We start from the raw sequence: 18,093 nt of genomic DNA on the forward strand, positions 1-18,093 counted from the left end.
TCTACGAACCACGGCGCACCGGACCGGTGCCAGTCCGCCCACCGGGCGCGTGGGCAACGTCACCGCGGGAGCCGCCACTGAAGTCACCGCGGGATTCATCGCTGGAGTCACCGCACACCCAGCACGAACGGGTACACCGCTGCCGCGCCGGCCTCGCGGAGCAGCCGTGCGGCGACCGTCAGCGTCCACCCCGAGTCGGTGTAGTCGTCGACGAGCAGCACCGTCCGGCCCGGCAGGCCACGGCGCGCGCCCTCACCGAGCTGCAGCTGCAGCCGCCGGGCCACCCCGGCGAGCCGCATCGCCGAGTTCACGTCGTGCCGCCCGGGCTGTTCCTGCCCGGCGACCGGACCGATGGCACCGATCATGGGCACGCCCAGGTACTTCGCGAGCCCGGTGGCCAGGTGGTACGACAGCTGCGGCCGGGTGATGGACCGCACCGCCACCACTGCCTCGATCACCAGCGGGCCGGCCTCGGGCTCGCCGGCGCCGGTCTCGTCCTCGCCCTCCGCCTCGGTGGGCTCTGCCACGGGGCGGAGCGCGCTCCACTCGTCGAGCACACGCGCGGCGGCCCGGCGCAGCGGCACCGGGAGCTCGCCGTCGCCCGCCGTCGGCGCGAGCAGGTCGCGCAGCGGGCCGGACCAGCCGAGGCCGTCGAGCCGGGCGACCGCTCGGCCCGGCTCGGCCAGCTCGGCCGGCGGGATCTTGCCCTTGAGGTCCAGGCCGATCGAGGCCAGGCCGGTGGGCCACATCTTGCGGGTCTCGACCTCGACGCCCGGTCGGTCCATCTCGGCGCGTGCCGCGGCGACCGCCTCGGCGTCGGGGGCCTCCGGCAGCTCCATCCCGCCGCACCGGTCGCAGCGGCCGCACCGCCAGCCCGGTGCCAGCTCCGGATCGTCGAGCTGTGCCCGCAGGTACGCCATGCGGCAGCCCTGCGTGCCCACGTAGTCCACCATCGCCTGCTGCTCGGCGGTGCGGCTGGCGGAGACCCTCGCGTACCGCTCGGCGTCGTACGACCACTCCTGACCGGTGGCCTCCCAGCCGCCGCGCACCCGCCGGACTGCGCCGTCGACGTCGAGCACCTTGAGCATGGTCTCCAGGCGGGAACGGCGCAGGTCCACCTGTGTCTCCAGGGCCGCCGTCGACATGGTGCCGCCGCCGCGCAGCGCCTCGAGCGTCGCCCGCACCTGGCCCTCGGCGGGGAACGCCTGCTCGCCGAACCAGTCCCAGATCGCCTTGTCCTCGACGCCCGGGAGCAGCACGACGAGCGCCTGGTCGACACCACGTCCCGCACGACCGACCTGCTGGTAGTACGCGATCGGCGACGACGGCGCGCCCAGGTGCACCACGAACGCCAGGTCCGGCTTGTCGAAGCCCATGCCCAGCGCTGACGTCGCGACGAGCGCCTTGACGTCGTTGTTCTTGAGGTCGACCTCGAGCTGCTCGCGCTGCGCGGGCTCGGTCCGGCCGGTGTACGCGGCGACCGCGAGGCCGTAGCCGCGCAGCTGCTCGGCGACCTGCTCCGCCGCCGACACCGTGAGGCAGTAGACGATGCCGGAACCGTCGATGTCCTGCAGCGCCTCGGCCAGCCACGCCACGCGGGTGGGCTGGTCGCCGAGCTCCAGCACCGCCAGGTGCAGCGACTCGCGGTCGAGCCCGCCGCGCAGCACCAGCACCTCTTCGTCGCTGACACCGTCCGCGTGCACGGCGAGCTGCTCCGCGACGTCCTGGGTGACGCGCTCGTTCGCGGTGGCCGTCGTGGCGAGCACGGGGATCCCCGTGGGCAGGTCGGCCAGCAGCGTGCGGATGCGCCGGTAGTCCGGGCGGAAGTCGTGCCCCCAGTCGGAGATGCAGTGCGCCTCGTCGATGACCACGAGCCCGGCGTCGGCCGCCAGACGCGGGAGCACCTCGTCCCGGAAGCCCGGGTTGTTCAGCCGCTCCGGCGAGCACAGCAGCACGTCGACCTCGCCGCGCGAGATGGCCGCGTGCACCTCGTCCCACTCGGTCATGTTGGCCGAGTTGATGGTCACCGCGCGGATGCCCGCACGGGAGGCCGCCGCTATCTGGTCACGCATGAGGGCGAGCAGCGGCGACACGATCACCGTCGGCCCGGCGCCGCGTGCCCGCAGCAGCTTGGTCGCGACGAAGTACACGGCGGACTTGCCCCACCCGGTGCGCTGCACCACGAGCGCCCGGCGGTGGAAGGCGGCGAGCGCCTCGATGGCGGTCCACTGGTCGTCACGCAGGCGCGCCTCGTCGCGGCCGACGAGCTCGCGGAGCGCGGCCTCGGCCTCCTCGCGCAGCGACGCGCCCGGCAGGGCTGCGGCCACCGGAAGCGGTGCCGGCTCGGCGAGCTCGGGTTCGGCCTCCGGCGCCGGTTCCAGCACAGGCTCCGGCGTCGGCTCGGGCTTGCGCCTGCGCGGCGGGTTCGCCGCCGCGGCGGCCGCATCCTCGTCCAGCAGGCCGCGCAGCATCTGCAGCTTGGCCGCCTGCGCCTCCGGCGTGTTCCGGGCGGACGGCGGGGGCGCCGGGTCACCGACCTCGGTCAGGAAGGCGTCGTCGGGCGGCTCCTCCGCGCTGAAGGGGAGGTCTGCGAAGGGGTCCTTGGTCACGTCATCGATCCTATGAGGAGCCACCGACACCGCGAGCGGGTTATCCACACCGATCGCTCCGGACGTACCTAGAATCCGCCGGGTGACCTCCGCCGCGAACGCGACCGAACCGCCGTCGGACCTGGAAGCGCGCCGCGCGGACTTCCAGGCCTACTACGACGCGGAGGCCACTGACCGGGCCCGCAGGCCCGTCCCGGCGTGGCGTACCGCCGCGCAGCAGGAGTTCCTGGCCCGGCTCGCGCAGGAGCGGTGGCGCACGGTGCTGGAGGTCGGCTGCGGCCCGGGCCGCGACGGCGAGGCGATCGCCGCCGCGGGTCTCGCGTACACGGGCGTGGACCTGTCCCCCGGCATGGTCGAGGTCGCCCGGGCCGCCGGCCTGGACGCGCACGTCGCGTCGGCGACCGACCTGCCGTTCGGCGACCACACCTTCGACGCCGTCTGGTCCATGAGCACGCTGATGCATCTCGACGACGCCGAGCTGGAGGCGGCGCTGTCCGAGATCGTCAGGGTGCTGGTGCCGGGCGGGCTGTTCGCGGTGGGGATGTGGGGAGCGGCGGAGCTGACCGTCGGCGCCCTCGCCGATCCCGCCGCGGAACCGGGCAAGACCTACGGGCCGCCCCGCTACTTCCACCGCCGCACCGACACGATGGTCCGCGAGCGCCTGGGCGACCACGGTGAGATCGAGTCCTGGTGGACGCGGCCGAGCAGCCCGGGCAGCAGCCACCGCTATCAGTACGCGGTGGTACGCACGTCAGGCCCGGCCGGCTGAGGAGCCGGCCGGGCTGACTGCGCCTGCCCGGCTACCGGCCCTGCAGCGCCCGCACGTTGTCGGCGAAGGTCCAGCCGCGCGACCCGTCCCAGTTGATCGACCAGGTCATGAGGCCCTTGAGCGACCCGTTGTAGGAGCCGTACGCCTGGCTCACCAGCGACGGCGCCATGTAGCCGCCGCCCGCGCCCTGCTGGGCGGGCAGGCCGGGGACCTGCTTGTCGTACGGCACCCGGATGGTGGTGCCCTGGATGTTCAGCCCGGCGTTCAGGCAGTCGGTCTGCGCCCGGAAACCGGCGACGGTGCCCGCCGCGTAGGAGTTGCCCGAGCAGTCGTACATCGACCCGTTGTAGTACTGCATGTTGAGCCACCAGAGCCGCCCGTTGTCGGCGTACTTCTTGATGACGGGCAGGTAGGAGCCCCAGATCGAGCCGTAGACGACGCTGCCGCCGGTGACGTACGCCGTCTCGGGCGCCATGGTCAGCCCGAACCCGGCGGGCATGGCGGCGAGGACCCCGTCGATGATCCGGATCAGGTTGGCCTGTGAGGTCGAGAGCTGCGTGATGGAGCCGCTGCCCGTGAGGCCGGTCTCGATGTCGATGTCGATCCCGTCGAAGTTGTACTCGCGCAGGATCGGCACGATCGTCTGGACGAACCGGTCCGCCACGGCCTGCGAGGACAGGTCGATGCCGGCGGTCGCGCCGCCGATCGACATGAGGATGGTCAGGCCGCTCTCCTTCGCGGCGCACATCTCCTCGGGCGTCGGCACCCGCACCCCGGAGTCCATGCCGTTCTCCCACAGCACGGTGCCGTCGGACCGGATCACCGGGAACGCCAGCGTCGCGACGTTGTAGCCGTGCTGGGTGATGCGCGAGTCGGTGATCGGGATCCAGCCCATCCCGGGGTGCACGCCGTTGCTCGCGCCGTCCCAGTTCTCCCAGTAGCCCTGCAGCACCTTGCCGGACGGGCGCGGCCGCTGGCCGCAGTCGGTGGGTGTGGGTTCGGGGTCGGGCGTCGGGTCGGTGGGGTCGGGGTCCGGCGTCGGATCCGTGGGGTCGGGGTCGGGCTGGGTGGCGCACGCGCCGTCGTCGGTCCAGAGGCTCGGCGTGGTGCCGGGCGTCCAGCCCGCGCCGACGTGCGCGGTGTGCCCGACCAGGGCGGTGTAGCCGCGGCCGAGGTGGGTCACGTGGTCGCCGGTCCGATAGGTGCTGCCCTCTGCCCAGGTCGGGGCCGCGCAGTCGGCGGCGGCGGCCTGCGCCACCGGCCCGGTCTGCGCGATGACCGCGGGGATCGCGAGTCCCGTGACGAGCAGGGCGGCGACACCTGCCGCCAGTAACGATGTACGTCGTCTCATGACCACTCCCCAGGCTCTGACAGTAATTTGTCAGGAACGCTAGCCAAACACCGCACGGCGGGGAATACGGGGAACCCACACCAGGCATCCCGAGCGGCGCCGGACACCCGTCCGCGCCGACCTAGACTCACGGAGTGATCCGACTCAATCCCGAGCAGCTCGTCTTCGTCACGGAGCGCCACCTCGCGACCCTCACCACCCTGCGTCCCGACGGCACCCCGCACGTGGTCCCCGTCGCCTTCACCTGGGACGCCGAGGAAGGGGTCGCCCGGATCACGACGAACCGCAACTCGTTCAAGGCCCGGCACGCCACGCCCCTGGCCGACGGCGGAGCCCCGCGCGCCGCGCTCTGCCAGGTCGCGGGCGGCCGCTGGATCACGCTCGAGGGCACCATCGCCGTCAGCGAGGACGAGGCGGAGATCGCCGACGCCGTCGAGCGGTACGCGCGCCGCTACCGCCAGCTGGGGCCGAACCCGGACCGCATAGTGCTGCGCGTGACGGTCGACAAGGTGATGGCCTCGACCTACATGGCGTCCTGACCCGCCGCACCGAGCACGCCGCGCCTTCGGGCGTCAGCCGACCTGGGCCGACTCCTCGCCCGTCGGGAGCGAGACCGCGACCACGTCGCCGCGCACGAGCTGGCGGCCACGGCGGAGCTCGACCTCGCCGTTGACCCGCACCTCGCCGTCGGCGATGAGGTCGCGCGCCTGCACACCGTCCTCGGCGAGGTCGGCGAGCTTCAGGAACTGCCCCAGGCGGATGACGTCGTCGCGGATCGGAACCTCGGGTACTGGACCGGGGCTGGATACGGGACCGGATTCGGCTGCAGAGTTGGACACGACACCATTGTCCCCCGCCTGCCGCCATAGACTGGCAAGGTGATCCAACGCATCGACCTGCGCGGCCAGTCACTCGGGCGCCGCGCCCTCCTCGACGTCCTACCCCGTGCCGAGGTCGGAGTGGACGAGGCCGTCCATGTGGTCGATCCGTTGTTGCGCCAGGTCCGCGCGGACGGCGCGGCCGCGCTGCGCGAGATCTCGCTCCGGCTGGACGGGATCGCGCCCCAGCACCTGCGGGTCCCCGCGACCGCCCTCGCCGACGCTCTCGACGGGCTGGCGCCGCTGGTGCGCCGGGCCCTGGAGGAGTCGATCCGCCGCGTCCGCCGGGTGCACGCCGAGCAGCTTCCCGCCGACCACGTGACCGACGTCGCACCGGGCGCCGTCGTGCGGCAGCGCTGGATCCCGGTCCAGCGCGTGGGCCTGTACGTGCCTGGCGGGCTCGCGGTGTACCCGTCGTCGGTGGTGATGAGCGTCGTCGCGGCGCAGGAGGCGGGCGTGCCCGGCCTCGCGGTGACGTCCCCGCCGCAGAAGGACAACGGCGGCCTGCCGCACCCGACGATCCTCGCCGCGTGCGCGCTGCTGGGCGTGGACGAGGTCTACGCGGTCGGCGGCGCGCAGGCCGTGGCGATGTTCGCCTACGGCGCCGCGGGCACCGAGCCGCAGGACGGCGAGACGCTGTGCGAGCCCGTCGACGTCATCACCGGACCCGGCAACGTCTACGTCGCCGCGGCGAAGCGGCTGGTGCGCGGCATCGTCGGGATCGACGCCGAGGCCGGGCCCACGGAGATCGCAGTCCTCGCCGACAGCACCGCCGACGCCGGGCACGTGGCCCTCGACCTGATCAGCCAGGCCGAGCACGACCCGATGGCGGCATCCGTGCTCGTCACCGACTCGGTCGAGCTGGCCTCCGCGGTGGAGGCCCGGGTCCAGGACCTGACGTCCGCGACCAAGCACGCCACCCGCGTGGCGCGCGCCCTCGACGGCCCGCAGTCCGCGATCGTCCTGGTGGACGACATCGACGCCGGCGTGGCGGTCGTCAACGCCTACGGCGCGGAGCACCTCGAGATCCAGACGGCCGACGCCGCCAGGGTCGCCTCGCGCGTGCACAGCGCCGGCGCGATCTTCGTGGGGCCGTGGTCGCCGGTGTCGCTGGGCGACTACATGGCAGGTTCCAACCACGTGCTGCCCACCGGCGGCACCGCACACTTCGCGAGCGGCCTCGGCGTGCACAGCTTCCTGAAGTCGGTGCAGCAGGTCGAGTACACGCGGGACGCCCTCGAGGAGCTCGCCGACCGCATAGTCGCCATCGCCAACGACGAGGACCTGCCCGCGCACGGCGAGGCGGTCCGGGGCCGCTTCCACTGACGCCACGAGGTACCGCGAAGTAGAGCGCTTGTCCGCGTCTCGCCGGGCTTATCCCGGGGAGACGCGGACAAGCGCTCTACTTCGCGGTCTAGGCGGTGGGGCGCGGGGCGCGGAGGTGAGCTCGGGTCGCCAGCTCGTCCTCGTCGACCAGCTCGAGCATCGGCTTGCCCGGCGCGCACAGCATCACCACCACGAACTCCGTCCGGGCGTCGGTCAGCGCGTTGCCGTCCTGGTAGTGGATGACGTCGCCGCCCGGCTCCCAGAACGTCCCGCCGGCCTCGATGACGCGCTCGGGCTCCCCCTCGATCTCGAACCGGACCGCACCCTCGACCACGTACCCGAAGGCGGGACCCGAGTGGCGGTGCGGCGGAGTTCCCGGGTCGCCGGGCTCCCACTCGACGTGCACGGTCATCGCCGAGGCGCCGTCCGGGACGGTGATGGGCGACGCGTCCTGCAGCATCGTGGCCGCTGTCTTCCAGCCTTCGGGCCCTGCGTGCTCGCCGCTCCCGTGCACATGTGCTGCGTGGTTCTCTGACACTGTCATCGCGCTGCGCCTCTCGTAGACATCGGTGTACCAGTGATGACCGGCGGCCCCGTAGATCTGTGACAGCCGCGACCCTCCACCGGGTGAATCCCATGCGGAACCATTGACACGGCTCCCACCGTGCGCGAGGAATAGCGAGCACCTGCATGTGCTCGTTATGTGCTCGTTCCATCGCTGCTGTATCGAGGGAGCCGTAGATGTCACACCGGTCCAGAACGCCCATGCTCGTCATAGCGGCCGTCACGGCACTAGCGGCCGCGGTCGCGCCGGCAGCCGTCGCGGTGCCCCAGGCACCACCGGCCGCGGACAAGATCGACCCCCGTGACCTGCTCGCCGAGAACCTGGTACCGGCCGAGACCACGCCGCAGCCCGGCGTCGAGCGCACGGCCACCCTGCAGAAGCTGTCGCTCGGCCGCGGCAAGGCGGAGCGCACCTACCTGATCCGGCTCGCCGACGCCGCGGTGCCCACCTACTCCGGCGACGTCGCCGGGCTGGACGCCACCGCGCCCCGGGCCGGCCGCACGCTCGACCCGTCCGCCACCCGAGTACGGGAGTACACCGAGTTCCTCGAGGCGGAGCAGGACGACTTCGTCACCCGCATGGAACGCGCGGTGGGGCACGACGTCGAGGTGCCGTTCACCTACCAGTTCGCCGTCAACGGCCTGACCGCCGTGCTGACGCCGACCGAGGCCGCGAAGGTCGCCAAGGACCCCGCCGTCGCGCACATCGCGCTCGACAAGGAGCACGAGCTGCACACGGACGCCGGCCCGGTCTGGAGCAACGCGGACGCGCTGTGGAACGCCGTCGAGGAGCTGGGCCTGCCGGAGGACTACCAGGGTGAGGGTGTCGTCATCGGCACCATCGACACCGGTATCCACCCGAGCAGCCCCTCCTTCGCCGAGACCGGCGACGACGGCTACACGCACACCAACCCGCTCGGCGCCGGCAACTACCTCGGCGCGTGCGACCCGGCGAACACCGACCAGTACGACCCCGAGTTCCCGTGCAACGGCAAGCTGATCGGCGCCTACGGCTTCCTGGCCGCCGACGACCGGAGCGCCCTGGACGAGGACGGCCACGGCTCGCACACCGCCTCGACGTCGGGCGGCAACGTCGTCGACGACGTAGAGCCGACGGCCCCCGAGGGCACCAACCCGCCGCCGTTCGACATCTCCGGCGTCGCGCCGCACGCCAACGTGATCAGCTACCGCGGCTGCTGCACCACCGCGGGCCTGGTGGCCTCGATCGACCAGGCCATCGCGGACGGCGTCGACGTCATCAACTACTCGATCGGCTCGTCCTCGCCGTCCGACCTGTGGAACGACTTCGACTCGATCGGGTTCCTCAACGCGCGGGCCGCGGGCATCTTCGTGGCGACCTCCAACGGCAACGACGGTCCTGGGTTCGCCACCACCGGCTCCCCCGCCGACGCCCCGTGGATCACGTCGGTGGGCGCCTCGACCCACAACCGGCACGCGCTGAACGCCCTGACGAACCTGACGAGCAGCACGACCGACCTGCCCGACCTGACCGGCAAGTCGCTGACCGGGCCCCTGCCCGCCACGGCGATCATCGACGCGGGCTCCGTGGGCGACCCGCAGTGCACCGCGACTACCGGCCACGAGGCGGACTACGCCGACAAGATCGTGGTCTGCGCCCGTGGCGGCAACGGCCGCGTCGAGAAGTCCTCCAACGTCGCGGCGCAGGGCGCCACCGGCTTCGTGCTGACGAACGACGAGGCCAACGCCGGCTCCCTGCTCGGTGACGCGTTCACCGTCCCTGGCGTCGCCATCAGCTACGCCGACGGCCAGACGCTGCGGGCCTGGCTGGCCGAGGGCTCCGAGCACACCGGCGCGATCTCGGGCACCAACTTCACCATCGACGACGCGCTGGGCGACACCATGGCCAGCTTCTCCTCGCGCGGGCCCAACCGGGCCGTCGACACGATCGTCCCGTCCATCACCGCGCCCGGCGTCGACATCCTCGCCGCGAACGGCGTGGCCGACGGCGCGTACGACCACGTCCAGTACGGCATCATCTCCGGCACGTCGATGTCGAGCCCGCACGTGGCTGGCGCGGGAGCCCTGCTCACGCAGGCCCGCCCGGACTGGACCCCCGCGCAGCAGCAGTCGGCGCTCATGACCACGGCACGGACCGGCGTCAAGGACTTCGACGGCTCCCCCGCGACGCCGTACGAGCAGGGCAGCGGCCACATGGACATCGGGGCCGCCGCACAGGCGGGCCTGCTGTTCGACGAGACGCCGGCGAACTACCTGGCCGCGGACCCGGAGGCGGGCGGCGACCCCAAGGACCTCAACCTGCCGTCCTTCGCCAACACCCAGTGCCTGGCCACCTGTTCGTGGGAGCGCACGGCGGTCCCGCCGCCGTCCGCCTCGGCTGACGTCACGTGGACGGCGGAAGCGGTCGCCGACGACGGGCTGTCGGTGGACGTGACGCTCTCGCAGGCCACCGTCTCCCCCGGCGACGCGCTCGGCATCTCGGTCACCGCGAACGTGGCGGACGCCCCCGAGGGCGAGACGCTGTTCGGACGCATCACGCTCACCCCGAGCAACCCGGACGTCCCGGCAGTGACCCTCCCGGTCGCCGTCGTCCCGTCCGGGGCGATCCTGCCCGACGAGATCGACATCACCACGCGCCGGAACACCGGCTCGCAGGCCGTGACCGACATCCGGTCCACGACGGTCAGCGACTTCACCGGTTCGGTGAAGGGCCTGGTCGAGGCCGACCTCCACGAGGCCTCGCTCAGCCAGGACCCCACCAACGGTGACGCGTTCGACGACCTGAGCCAGGTCCACGTCACCACGCTGCAGGTGCCCGACGACGCGGCGCGGCTCGTGGCGGAGATCACCGCAGCGGAGGCGCCGGACCTCGACATGTTCGTCGGCACCGGCGACACGCCGAGCGCGGCGACCCAGGTGTGCGCCTCCACCACGTCGTCCTCCGCCGAGGCCTGCGACGTCCCCGACCCGGAGGCCGGCACGTGGTGGGTGGTCGTCCAGAACTGGGGCGGCAGCACCAGCCAGCCGGACGCGCACACGCTCGCGACCGCCGTCGTCCCGTCCGAGGACCTCGGTAACGCAGGCGTGGCCGGCCCCGAGGGTGAGGTGCCCGTGGGCGAGCCGTACGACGTGCGCGTGCACTGGGATCTCCCCGACGCCGCCGAGGGCGACCTGTACTTCGGCACCGCGGTGCTCGGTACCTCGCCGGACAACGCAGGCGACATCGGTGAGATCCCGGTCCGGCTCAGCCGGGTGGCCGACGACGTGACCAAGACCGCGTCGACGGAGACCGCCGTCATCGGCGAGACGATCGGGTACGACATCACTGTCGCGCCCAACGTGACGCCGGAGGACCTCACCTACACGGTCACCGACACCGTGCCCGAGGGGCTGACCATCGACCCCGCGTCGGTGACAGGCGGCGGCGTGGTCGAGGGACAGACGATCACGTGGGAGGTCGAGATGCCCACGCAGGTGGGTGCCACCGGCACCTACGAGGCGTCGACTCCCGCCGACGACCCGCAGTGCGCGGCGGCTTCCCGGTTTGTGGACCTAGAAGCAGCCGGCGTCGGGTTCAGCTCGCTCGATGGTGACTCGGTCGCCGTGAACGCGTTCGCGAACATCGGTCCGTTCACCCACTACGGCGATGCGTACCCCGGACTCACGGTGAGCGACGACGGTTTGATCACAGTCACCGGCGGCTATGGCGGCCAGCCCTGGGTTCCCCAGGAACTCCCGACCGAAGCTGCCCCCAACGGTGTGATCGCACCGCTCTGGGCGGACCTCCAGCTCTCCCAGGCACACGGTCGAGGTGTTCGGCTCGCCACCTCGAACAACGCGGTAGCAGTAATTCAGTGGGACGACCCGTTCCCATACGACGCCGACCCCGCAGATCTGTCGAACTCCGTAGGCACCTTCCAGGCATGGGTCTACAAGGACGTGAGTGACACGCGCCCAGAGATCCGGTTCGAGTACGGCGACATCGGGGCACTGCCTGCCACGGCCACCATCGGGGTCGAGAACCTGGCGGGCACCGTCGGCACGACCGTGGTGAACGCGGGGAACCCAGCTGGCACAGTCGTCGATGGGAGCACCATCTGCTTCGACTACGTGGGGCCGGACGTCGACCCGGTCGAGCTCTCGTACGAGGTCACGGTCGATCCGGACGCGCTCACCGGCGTCTACGTCAACTCCGCCGAGCACGTCACGTCCGACCCGTTCGACGAACCCGCCGTAGCTGCGGTCAACGTCGCCGTGACGGGTCTGGCGCCGTGCGACGAGACCATCACCGGCCGGCACAACGGACGGATCGTCGTCGACGAGGGCACCACCTGCATCGACGGCGCGACCATCACCGGCCGGGTCGCCGTGTCCGACGGCGCGGGGCTGCGGGTCACCGACTCGCGGATCCTTGCGCTCGTGCAAGCCACGGAGGCGTCAGAGGTTCGGGTCTGCGACACGAGCATCACGGGCACGCTGACCGTGACCCGCAGCTCCGGGGTCATGATCGGTGACCCGACGGCGGACTGCGCGGGCAACCGGATCACCGGCCCCGTCACCGTGACCAGGTCGGAAGGCCCGGTCATCGGTGGCAACCGGATCACCGGAGCACTCACCTGCCTCCACAACGACCCGCCGCCGGTCAACAACGGTTCGCCGAACACGACCAAGGGCAAGGAGCTGGGCCAGTGCAAGGGCCTGTAACCCTCCGCCCTCTCTCGCCGAGATAGAACCAGGGCGAAGTAGAACTGTGGCGAAGTAGAACCGTGGCGAGAGCTGCGGTTCTACCTCGCCACAGTTCTACCTCGGCGAGATCGTCAGAAGCCGAAGGTCATGAGGCGCGGCATCTCCGTGCCGTGCCGGCCCGCGTCGTGCACCGCGCGCAGCACCGCGGCCTCGTGCGGGACGAGCGGCTCCGGCAGCGCGACGAACGGGAACCACGCCAGGTCGGCTGCCTTGTCCGCCTCCTGGATCGACGGCGTCCCGGCCCAGCGGGTGACCTCGAACATGAAGTCCACCCGCTGCTCGATCGCGGGCCCGCCCGGCTCGCCGCGGTGCAGGACGGTCAGCGGCCGGACGTCCTCGGGTGCCACGACCACACCAAGCTCCTCGGCCGCCTCGCGCACGGCGGCGTCGATCACCGACTCACCCTCCTCGACATGACCCGCCGCCGCGCACGCCCAGAACCCGTCGCGGTAGCCGGTGCCCTGCCGCAGCTGCAGCAGTACCTGCCCCTCGCGCCGGAGGAAGAGGTACGCGGCGGGGACGAGCACGAACCGCTCGTGGTCGCGCTCGTCATAGCGGTCGCTCTCGACCGGTGCTACGCCGGGGATCTCGGTCACGACAGGCAGCCCTGGCCGAGCAGCGCCTTCAGGTCGCCGAAGAGGGCGGGCGACTTCTCCACCCGCAGGCTGTCGGACGCCCGCACCAGCGTCTTCTTGCCCGGCTCGGCCACGACCACGTGCACCTCCGCCGAACCCGGGTGGGTGGCGAGCACCTCGCGCAGCCGCACCATCGTGGCCTCGATCGCCCGGGTGTGCGGCACCGTCACGGCCAGCGGCGAGTCGGAGCCCACCGTGATGTCGGGCAGGGCCAGCTCCATGGCCTGGAGCGACAGGGTCTCGTCGCGACGGCGCACCCTGCCCCGCAGCACCACCACCTGGTCCTCGACGAGCATCGTCGAGTACGCCAGGTAGGTCTCGCCGAAGAACATGACCTCGACGGCGCCCTCCAGGTCCTCGACCGTCACGGCCGCCCAGGGGTTGCCGTTCTTGCTCATCTTGCGCTGCACCGAGGTGAGCAGGCCGGCCACGGTCACCTGCGAGTTGTCCGGGCGGCCCTCGTCGGCGATCAGGGACGCGATCGAGGTGTCAGCGGCGCGCTGCAGCACGTGCTCCAGCCCGGACAGCGGGTGGTCGCTCACGTAGAGGCCGAGCATCTCGCGCTCGAACTGCAGCTTCTGCTTCTTCTCCCAGTCGGGCAGGTCCGGCACCTCGACGGAGAAGCCCATGCCTGCCTCGTCGTCGGACGAGCCACCGAAGTCCGCGAACAGGTCGAACTGACCCTCAGCCTCCTTGCGCTTCACGCCGATCACGGAGTCGACCGCCTGCTCGTGGACCACGAGCAGCGAGCGGCGGGTGTGCCCGAGCGAGTCGAACGCACCGGCCTTGATGAGCGACTCGATGGTGCGCTTGTTGCAGACGGGCGCCGGGACCTTGTCGAGGAAGTCCTGGAACGACGTGAAGGTGCCCTTCTCCTCGCGCGCCTCCACGATCGCGTCCACGACGTTGCGGCCCACGTTCCGCACACCGGTGAGCCCGAAGCGGATGTCGCCCTTGACTGCCGTGAACTTGGCGGAGGAGTCGTTGACGTCCGGCGGGAGCACCGTGATGCCCATACGACGGCACTCGTTGAGGTAGAGCGCCATCTTGTCCTTGTTGTCACCCACCGACTGCAGCAGGCCGGCCATGTACTCGGCGGGGTAGTTCGCCTTGAGGTAGGCCGTCCAGTATGCGACGAGGCCATAGCCGGCGGAGTGCGCCTTGTTGAAGGCGTAGCCGGCGAATGGGACGAGCGTGTCCCAGACGGCCTTGATGGCGGCGGGGCTGTACCCCTTCTCCTTGGCGCCCTTCTCGAAGTTGACGTACTCCTTGGCCAGCACCTCGGGCTTCTTCTTGCCCATGGCGCGGCGCAGCAGGTCGGCCTGTCCGAGCGAGTAGCCGGCCATGATCTGGGCGGCGCGCTGGACCTGCTCCTGGTAGACGATCAGGCCGTAGGTCTCGTCGAGGATCTCGGCGAACGGCTCGACGACCTCCGGGTGGATCGCCTCGATCTGCTGCTGCTTGTTCTTGCGCAGCGCGTAGTTGATGTGCGAGTTCATGCCCATCGGCCCGGGCCGGTACAGGGCGATGACGGCGGAGACGTCCTCGAAGTTGTCGGGACGCATCTGCCGCAGCAGGGACCGCATGGCCCCGCCGTCGAGCTGGAACACGCCGAGCGTGCTACCGCTGGCCAGCAGGTCGTAGGTGGCCTTGTCGTCGAGGGCGACGTTCTCGATGTCGACCGGGTCCTTGCCGTTCATCACGATGTTCTCGAGCGCGTCGTCGAGGATCGTGAGGTTGCGCAGGCCCAGGAAGTCCATCTTGATCAGGCCGAGGCCCTCGGACGTCGGGTAGTCGAACTGGGTGATGATCGCGCCGTCCTGCGGGCGCTTCATGATCGGGATGATGTCGATCAGCGGGTCGCTCGACATGATGACGCCGGCCGCGTGCACGCCCCACTGCCGCTTCAGGCCCTCGATACCGCGCGCGAGCTCGACCACGCGCTGCGCCTCGGGGTCGGCCTCGTGCACCTGGCGGAACTCCGCGGCCTCCGAGTAGCGCTTGTCCTTGGGGTCGAAGATGCCGCTGAGCGAGATGTCCTTGCCCATGACGGCGGGCGGCATCGCCTTGGTGAGCTTCTCGCCCATCGCGTACGGCATGCCGAGCAGCCGGGCGGAGTCCTTGAGGGCCTGCTTTGCCTTGATGGTGCCGTAGGTGACGATCTGGGCGACGCGGTCGTCGCCGTACTTCTCCGTGACGTACCGGATGGCCTCACCGCGCCGACGCTCGTCGAAGTCGACGTCGACGTCGGGCATGGAGACGCGCTCCGGGTTGAGGAACCGCTCGAAGATGAGCCCGTGCTCCAGCGGGTCCAGCTCGGTGATGCCCATCAGGTAGGAGACCATCGACCCGGCGGCCGAGCCGCGCCCCGGCCCCACGCGGATGCCCTGGGCCTTGGACCAGTTGATGAAGTCGGCAACCACGAGGAAGTACCCCGGGAAGCCCATCTGGATGATGACCTCGACCTCGTAGTCGGCCTGCTTGCGCACCGCGTCCGAGTAGCCGTTCGGGTACCGCCGCAGCAAGCCCGCCTCGACCTCCTTGATGAACCAGGAGATCTCGTCCTCGCCTTCGGGGACGGGGAAGCGCGGCATGTAGTTGGCCGAGGTGTCGAACGAGACCTCGCACTGCTCGGCGATGAGCAGCGTGTTGTCGCACGCCTCGGGGAGCTCCTTGAAGACCTTCCGCATCTCGGCGGCCGACTTCACGTAGTAGCCCGAGCCGTCGAACTTGAAGCGGTTCGGGTCGTCCAGCGTGGAGCCGGAGTTGATCGCCAGGAGCGCCTCCTGGCTGGTGGAGTCCTCCTCCCGCACGTAGTGCAGGTCGTTGGTGGCCACCAGCTTGGCGCCGATCGTCTTGGCGAGCTCGAGGAGCTCCTTGGTCACGCGGGTCTCGATGTCGAGGCCGTGGTCCATCAGCTCGACGTAGTAGTTCTCCTTGCCGAAGATCTCCTGCAGCTCACCCGCGTACCGGACCGCCTCGTCCCACTGCCCGAGCCGCAGCCGCGTCTGGATCTCGCCCGAGGGGCAGCCGGTCGTCGCGATGAGGCCGTCGGAGTACCGCTCCAGCAGGTCCCGGTCCATCCGGGGCCACTTGCCCATCTGGCCCTCCAGGGAGGCCAGGGACGACGCCCGGAACAGGTTGTGCATGCCGGTGTTGTTCTTGCTCAGCAGCGTCATGTGGGTATAGGCACCACGCGCCGAGACGTCGTCGGACTCCTGGCCCGCCTCGCCGTAGCGCACCCGCTTCTGGTCGAACCTGCTGGTCCCCGGCGTGACGTACGCCTCGACGCCGATGATCGGCTTCACGCCGGCCTTCTGCGCCTGGGCCCAGAACTCGTGCGCACCGAAGAGGTACCCGTGGTCGGTCGTCGCGATGGCGTGCTGCCCCTGCCGGACGACCTCCTCCATGAGGTCACCGATCCGCGCCGCACCGTCCAGCATCGAGAACTCGGTGTGCACGTGGAGGTGGACGAAGTCGTCGCTCTTCGAAGCGGTGGCGGTGGGCATGCGGCGAGTCTAAATCGAGCCACCGACACTCTCGCCCAGCAACGCCGAGCGGAACCTCACATCACTTGTACGCGCCCCGCACGACCTCGAGCGCGGCCTCCAGATCAGCCGGGTACTGCGACTCCACCTCGACCCGGCGACCCGTCGTCGGGTGCTCGAAGCCCAGCCGGTGCGCGTGCAGCCACTGCCGCTTCAGCCCCACCTTGGCGGCCAGGACGGGGTCCGCGCCGTAGGTCAGGTCGCCGACGAGCGGGTGGCGCAGCGCCGCGAGGTGCACGCGGATCTGGTGGGTGCGCCCGGTCTCCAGGTGCACCTCCAGCAGCGAGGCCGACGACAGCATCTCGAGCGTCTCGTAGTGCGTCACCGAGGGCTTGCCGTCCGCGGTCACCGCGAACTTCCAGTCCGAGCTCGGGTGCCGGCCGATCGGCGCGTCCACGGTGCCCGACGTCGGGTCAGGGTGGCCCTGGGCGAGCGCGTGGTAGATCTTGTCGACGGTGCGCTCCTTGAAGGCGCGCTTGAGGCCCGTGTAGGCGAGCTCCGACTTCGCGACGACCATCAGGCCCGACGTACCGACGTCGAGCCGGTGCACGATGCCCTGCCGCTCCGCAGCCCCCGACGTGGAGACGCGATAGCCCGCCGCGACGAGCGCCCCGACCACCGTGGGACCGGTCCAGCCCGGCGAGGGGTGCGCCGCCACGCCGACCGGCTTGTCGATCACCACCAGGTCGTCGTCGTCGTACACGATGCCCATGCCGGGCACGGGCTCCGCGACCACCTCGACGGCGGGACGCTCCTCCGGCATGTCGACCTCGAGCCAGCCGCCGGGTACCACCCGGTCCGACTTGCGCACCTGGCGCCCGTCGAGACGCACGGCACCCGCCTCGGCGAGCTCCGCCGCGCGGGTCCGGGAGAAGCCGAGCATGCGCGCCAGGGCGGCATCCACGCGGTCGCCTGCCAGCCCGTCGGGCACGGGCAGCGTACGCAGCGCCATCAGGCGGGGTCGTTCTGGTCGTCCGGCCGGTCCGCAGGCCGCTCGGCAGGCTGCGCGTCGTCCGTGTGCCGCTTGCCGTCCAGGCCGATGCCCCGCAGCGACAGTAGCGCGATCAGCACGGCCGCCGAGACGACGGCGATGTCGGCGACGTTGCCGACGAAGAAGCCCGCGTAGTCGATGAAGTCCACGACGTGGCCGCGCGCGAACCCGGGCTCGCGCACGAGGCGGTCCACCAGGTTGCCGACGGCGCCGCCGAGCAGCAGGCCGAGCGCCACCGCCCAGCCACGCGAGCCGAGCCGTCCGATCGCCCGGACGATGAAGACCACGACCACCGTCACCACGATGGTCAGGATCCAGGTGTAGCCCGACGCGATCGACAGCGCGGCGCCCGGGTTGTAGATCAGCCGGATGCCGAGCAGGTCACCCACTATCGGGATGGTCGGCGCGTTCACGTCCAGCGCTGACTCGGCCCACCACTTGGTGAGCTGGTCGGCGGCCAGGACGAAGGCCGCGAGGACGACGGTCCAGACCACCAGCACACGGCTGCCGGACGACGGGGGCGTGGCTGCTGCGGGATCCGTCTCGCCGCCGGCCACGGCGGAAGGTTCAGCGGGAGTAGACATCAGGCAAATTCTCCCATGCCACGGACGGTACCCGCGCCCGCCCGCGCGGAGGCCGGGCGAAGGGTGTCGTGTTCCTGTGCCACCGGCTGTTC

12 protein-coding genes are annotated in these 18,093 nt (G+C 71.1%); 4 read left to right on the forward strand and 8 right to left on the reverse strand.

Annotation, left to right across the window (positions count from 1 at the left end; genetic code table 11):
• Positions 1-107: 107 nt before the first annotated feature.
• Complete coding sequence (locus tag ACNYC2_RS16310; RefSeq protein ID WP_419702796.1) at positions 108-2,609, reverse strand: RecQ family ATP-dependent DNA helicase; 2,502 nt, start codon at positions 2,607-2,609, stop codon at positions 108-110.
• A gap of 82 nt (positions 2,610-2,691) precedes the next feature.
• Between ACNYC2_RS16310 and ACNYC2_RS16315 the strand changes: the two genes are divergently transcribed.
• Positions 2,692-3,378 (forward strand): class I SAM-dependent methyltransferase, encoded by a 687-nt coding sequence (locus ACNYC2_RS16315; RefSeq protein ID WP_419702797.1) that lies wholly within the window; start codon positions 2,692-2,694, stop codon positions 3,376-3,378.
• A gap of 31 nt (positions 3,379-3,409) precedes the next feature.
• Here ACNYC2_RS16315 and ACNYC2_RS16320 read toward each other — a convergent pair whose 3' ends face one another.
• Entirely contained in the window at positions 3,410-4,729 is a 1,320-nt protein-coding gene (locus ACNYC2_RS16320) for a carbohydrate-binding protein (protein WP_419702798.1), read from the reverse strand.
• 134 nt (positions 4,730-4,863) lie between these two features.
• On the opposite strand from ACNYC2_RS16320, the gene ACNYC2_RS16325 reads away from it, so the two are divergent.
• A complete protein-coding gene (locus tag ACNYC2_RS16325) occupies positions 4,864-5,268 on the forward strand; it encodes a pyridoxamine 5'-phosphate oxidase family protein (RefSeq protein WP_419702799.1) in 405 nt (134 codons plus the stop codon).
• Between the two features lie 33 nt (positions 5,269-5,301).
• Here the strand turns inward: ACNYC2_RS16325 and ACNYC2_RS16330 are convergent, their stop codons facing one another.
• Positions 5,302-5,568 carry an RNA-binding S4 domain-containing protein gene (locus tag ACNYC2_RS16330; protein WP_419702800.1) on the reverse strand — a complete coding sequence of 89 codons (267 nt, stop codon included), beginning with the start codon at positions 5,566-5,568 and terminating at the stop codon, positions 5,302-5,304.
• A gap of 39 nt (positions 5,569-5,607) precedes the next feature.
• Here ACNYC2_RS16330 and hisD point away from each other — a divergent pair, with 39 nt between their 5' ends.
• Complete coding sequence (gene hisD / locus ACNYC2_RS16335) at positions 5,608-6,933, forward strand: histidinol dehydrogenase (protein WP_419702801.1); 1,326 nt, start codon at positions 5,608-5,610, stop codon at positions 6,931-6,933.
• Between the two features lie 88 nt (positions 6,934-7,021).
• Here the strand turns inward: hisD and ACNYC2_RS16340 are convergent, their stop codons facing one another.
• On the reverse strand, positions 7,022-7,477 hold the full coding sequence (locus tag ACNYC2_RS16340) for a cupin domain-containing protein (protein WP_419702802.1): 456 nt from the start codon (positions 7,475-7,477) through the stop codon (positions 7,022-7,024).
• Between the two features lie 197 nt (positions 7,478-7,674).
• On the opposite strand from ACNYC2_RS16340, the gene ACNYC2_RS16345 reads away from it, so the two are divergent.
• Positions 7,675-12,201 carry a S8 family serine peptidase gene (locus ACNYC2_RS16345; protein WP_419702803.1) on the forward strand — a complete coding sequence of 1,509 codons (4,527 nt, stop codon included), beginning with the start codon at positions 7,675-7,677 and terminating at the stop codon, positions 12,199-12,201.
• Positions 12,202-12,314: 113 nt separating this feature from the next.
• Here ACNYC2_RS16345 and ACNYC2_RS16350 read toward each other — a convergent pair whose 3' ends face one another.
• The 4 genes from ACNYC2_RS16350 to ACNYC2_RS16365 all read right to left on the reverse strand — a co-directional run bounded on the left by ACNYC2_RS16350 (position 12,315) and on the right by ACNYC2_RS16365 (position 18,001).
• On the reverse strand, positions 12,315-12,830 hold the full coding sequence (locus tag ACNYC2_RS16350; protein ID WP_419707846.1) for an NUDIX hydrolase: 516 nt from the start codon (positions 12,828-12,830) through the stop codon (positions 12,315-12,317).
• Between the two features lie 5 nt (positions 12,831-12,835).
• Positions 12,836-16,387 carry a DNA polymerase III subunit alpha gene (gene dnaE / locus ACNYC2_RS16355; RefSeq protein WP_419702804.1) on the reverse strand — a complete coding sequence of 1,184 codons (3,552 nt, stop codon included), beginning with the start codon at positions 16,385-16,387 and terminating at the stop codon, positions 12,836-12,838.
• A 61-nt stretch (positions 16,388-16,448) separates the two neighbouring features.
• A complete protein-coding gene (locus tag ACNYC2_RS16360) occupies positions 16,449-17,378 on the reverse strand; it encodes an RluA family pseudouridine synthase (RefSeq protein WP_377136714.1) in 930 nt (309 codons plus the stop codon).
• Positions 17,378-18,001 carry a signal peptidase II gene (locus ACNYC2_RS16365; RefSeq protein ID WP_419702805.1) on the reverse strand — a complete coding sequence of 208 codons (624 nt, stop codon included), beginning with the start codon at positions 17,999-18,001 and terminating at the stop codon, positions 17,378-17,380. The genes ACNYC2_RS16360 and ACNYC2_RS16365 overlap by 1 nt, the downstream gene beginning before the upstream one ends.
• Positions 18,002-18,093 lie beyond the last annotated feature (92 nt).

This window comes from Promicromonospora sp. NFX87, from assembly GCF_048564965.1.
In the GTDB taxonomy this organism is placed as follows: Bacteria; Actinomycetota; Actinomycetes; order Actinomycetales; family Cellulomonadaceae; genus Promicromonospora.

Bases quoted from the DNA above. Each gene is read 5' to 3' on its own strand.
- ACNYC2_RS16320 (WP_419702798.1), bottom strand. From the start codon at position 4,729: ATGAGACGACGTACATCGTTACTGGCGGCAGGTGTCGCCGCCCTGCTC.
- ACNYC2_RS16340 (WP_419702802.1), bottom strand. From the start codon at position 7,477: ATGACAGTGTCAGAGAACCACGCAGCACATGTGCACGGGAGCGGCGAG.
- ACNYC2_RS16345 (WP_419702803.1), top strand. From the start codon at position 7,675: ATGTCACACCGGTCCAGAACGCCCATGCTCGTCATAGCGGCCGTCACG.
- dnaE (WP_419702804.1), bottom strand. From the start codon at position 16,387: ATGCCCACCGCCACCGCTTCGAAGAGCGACGACTTCGTCCACCTCCAC.
- ACNYC2_RS16360 (WP_377136714.1), bottom strand. From the start codon at position 17,378: ATGGCGCTGCGTACGCTGCCCGTGCCCGACGGGCTGGCAGGCGACCGC.
- ACNYC2_RS16365 (WP_419702805.1), bottom strand. From the start codon at position 18,001: ATGTCTACTCCCGCTGAACCTTCCGCCGTGGCCGGCGGCGAGACGGAT.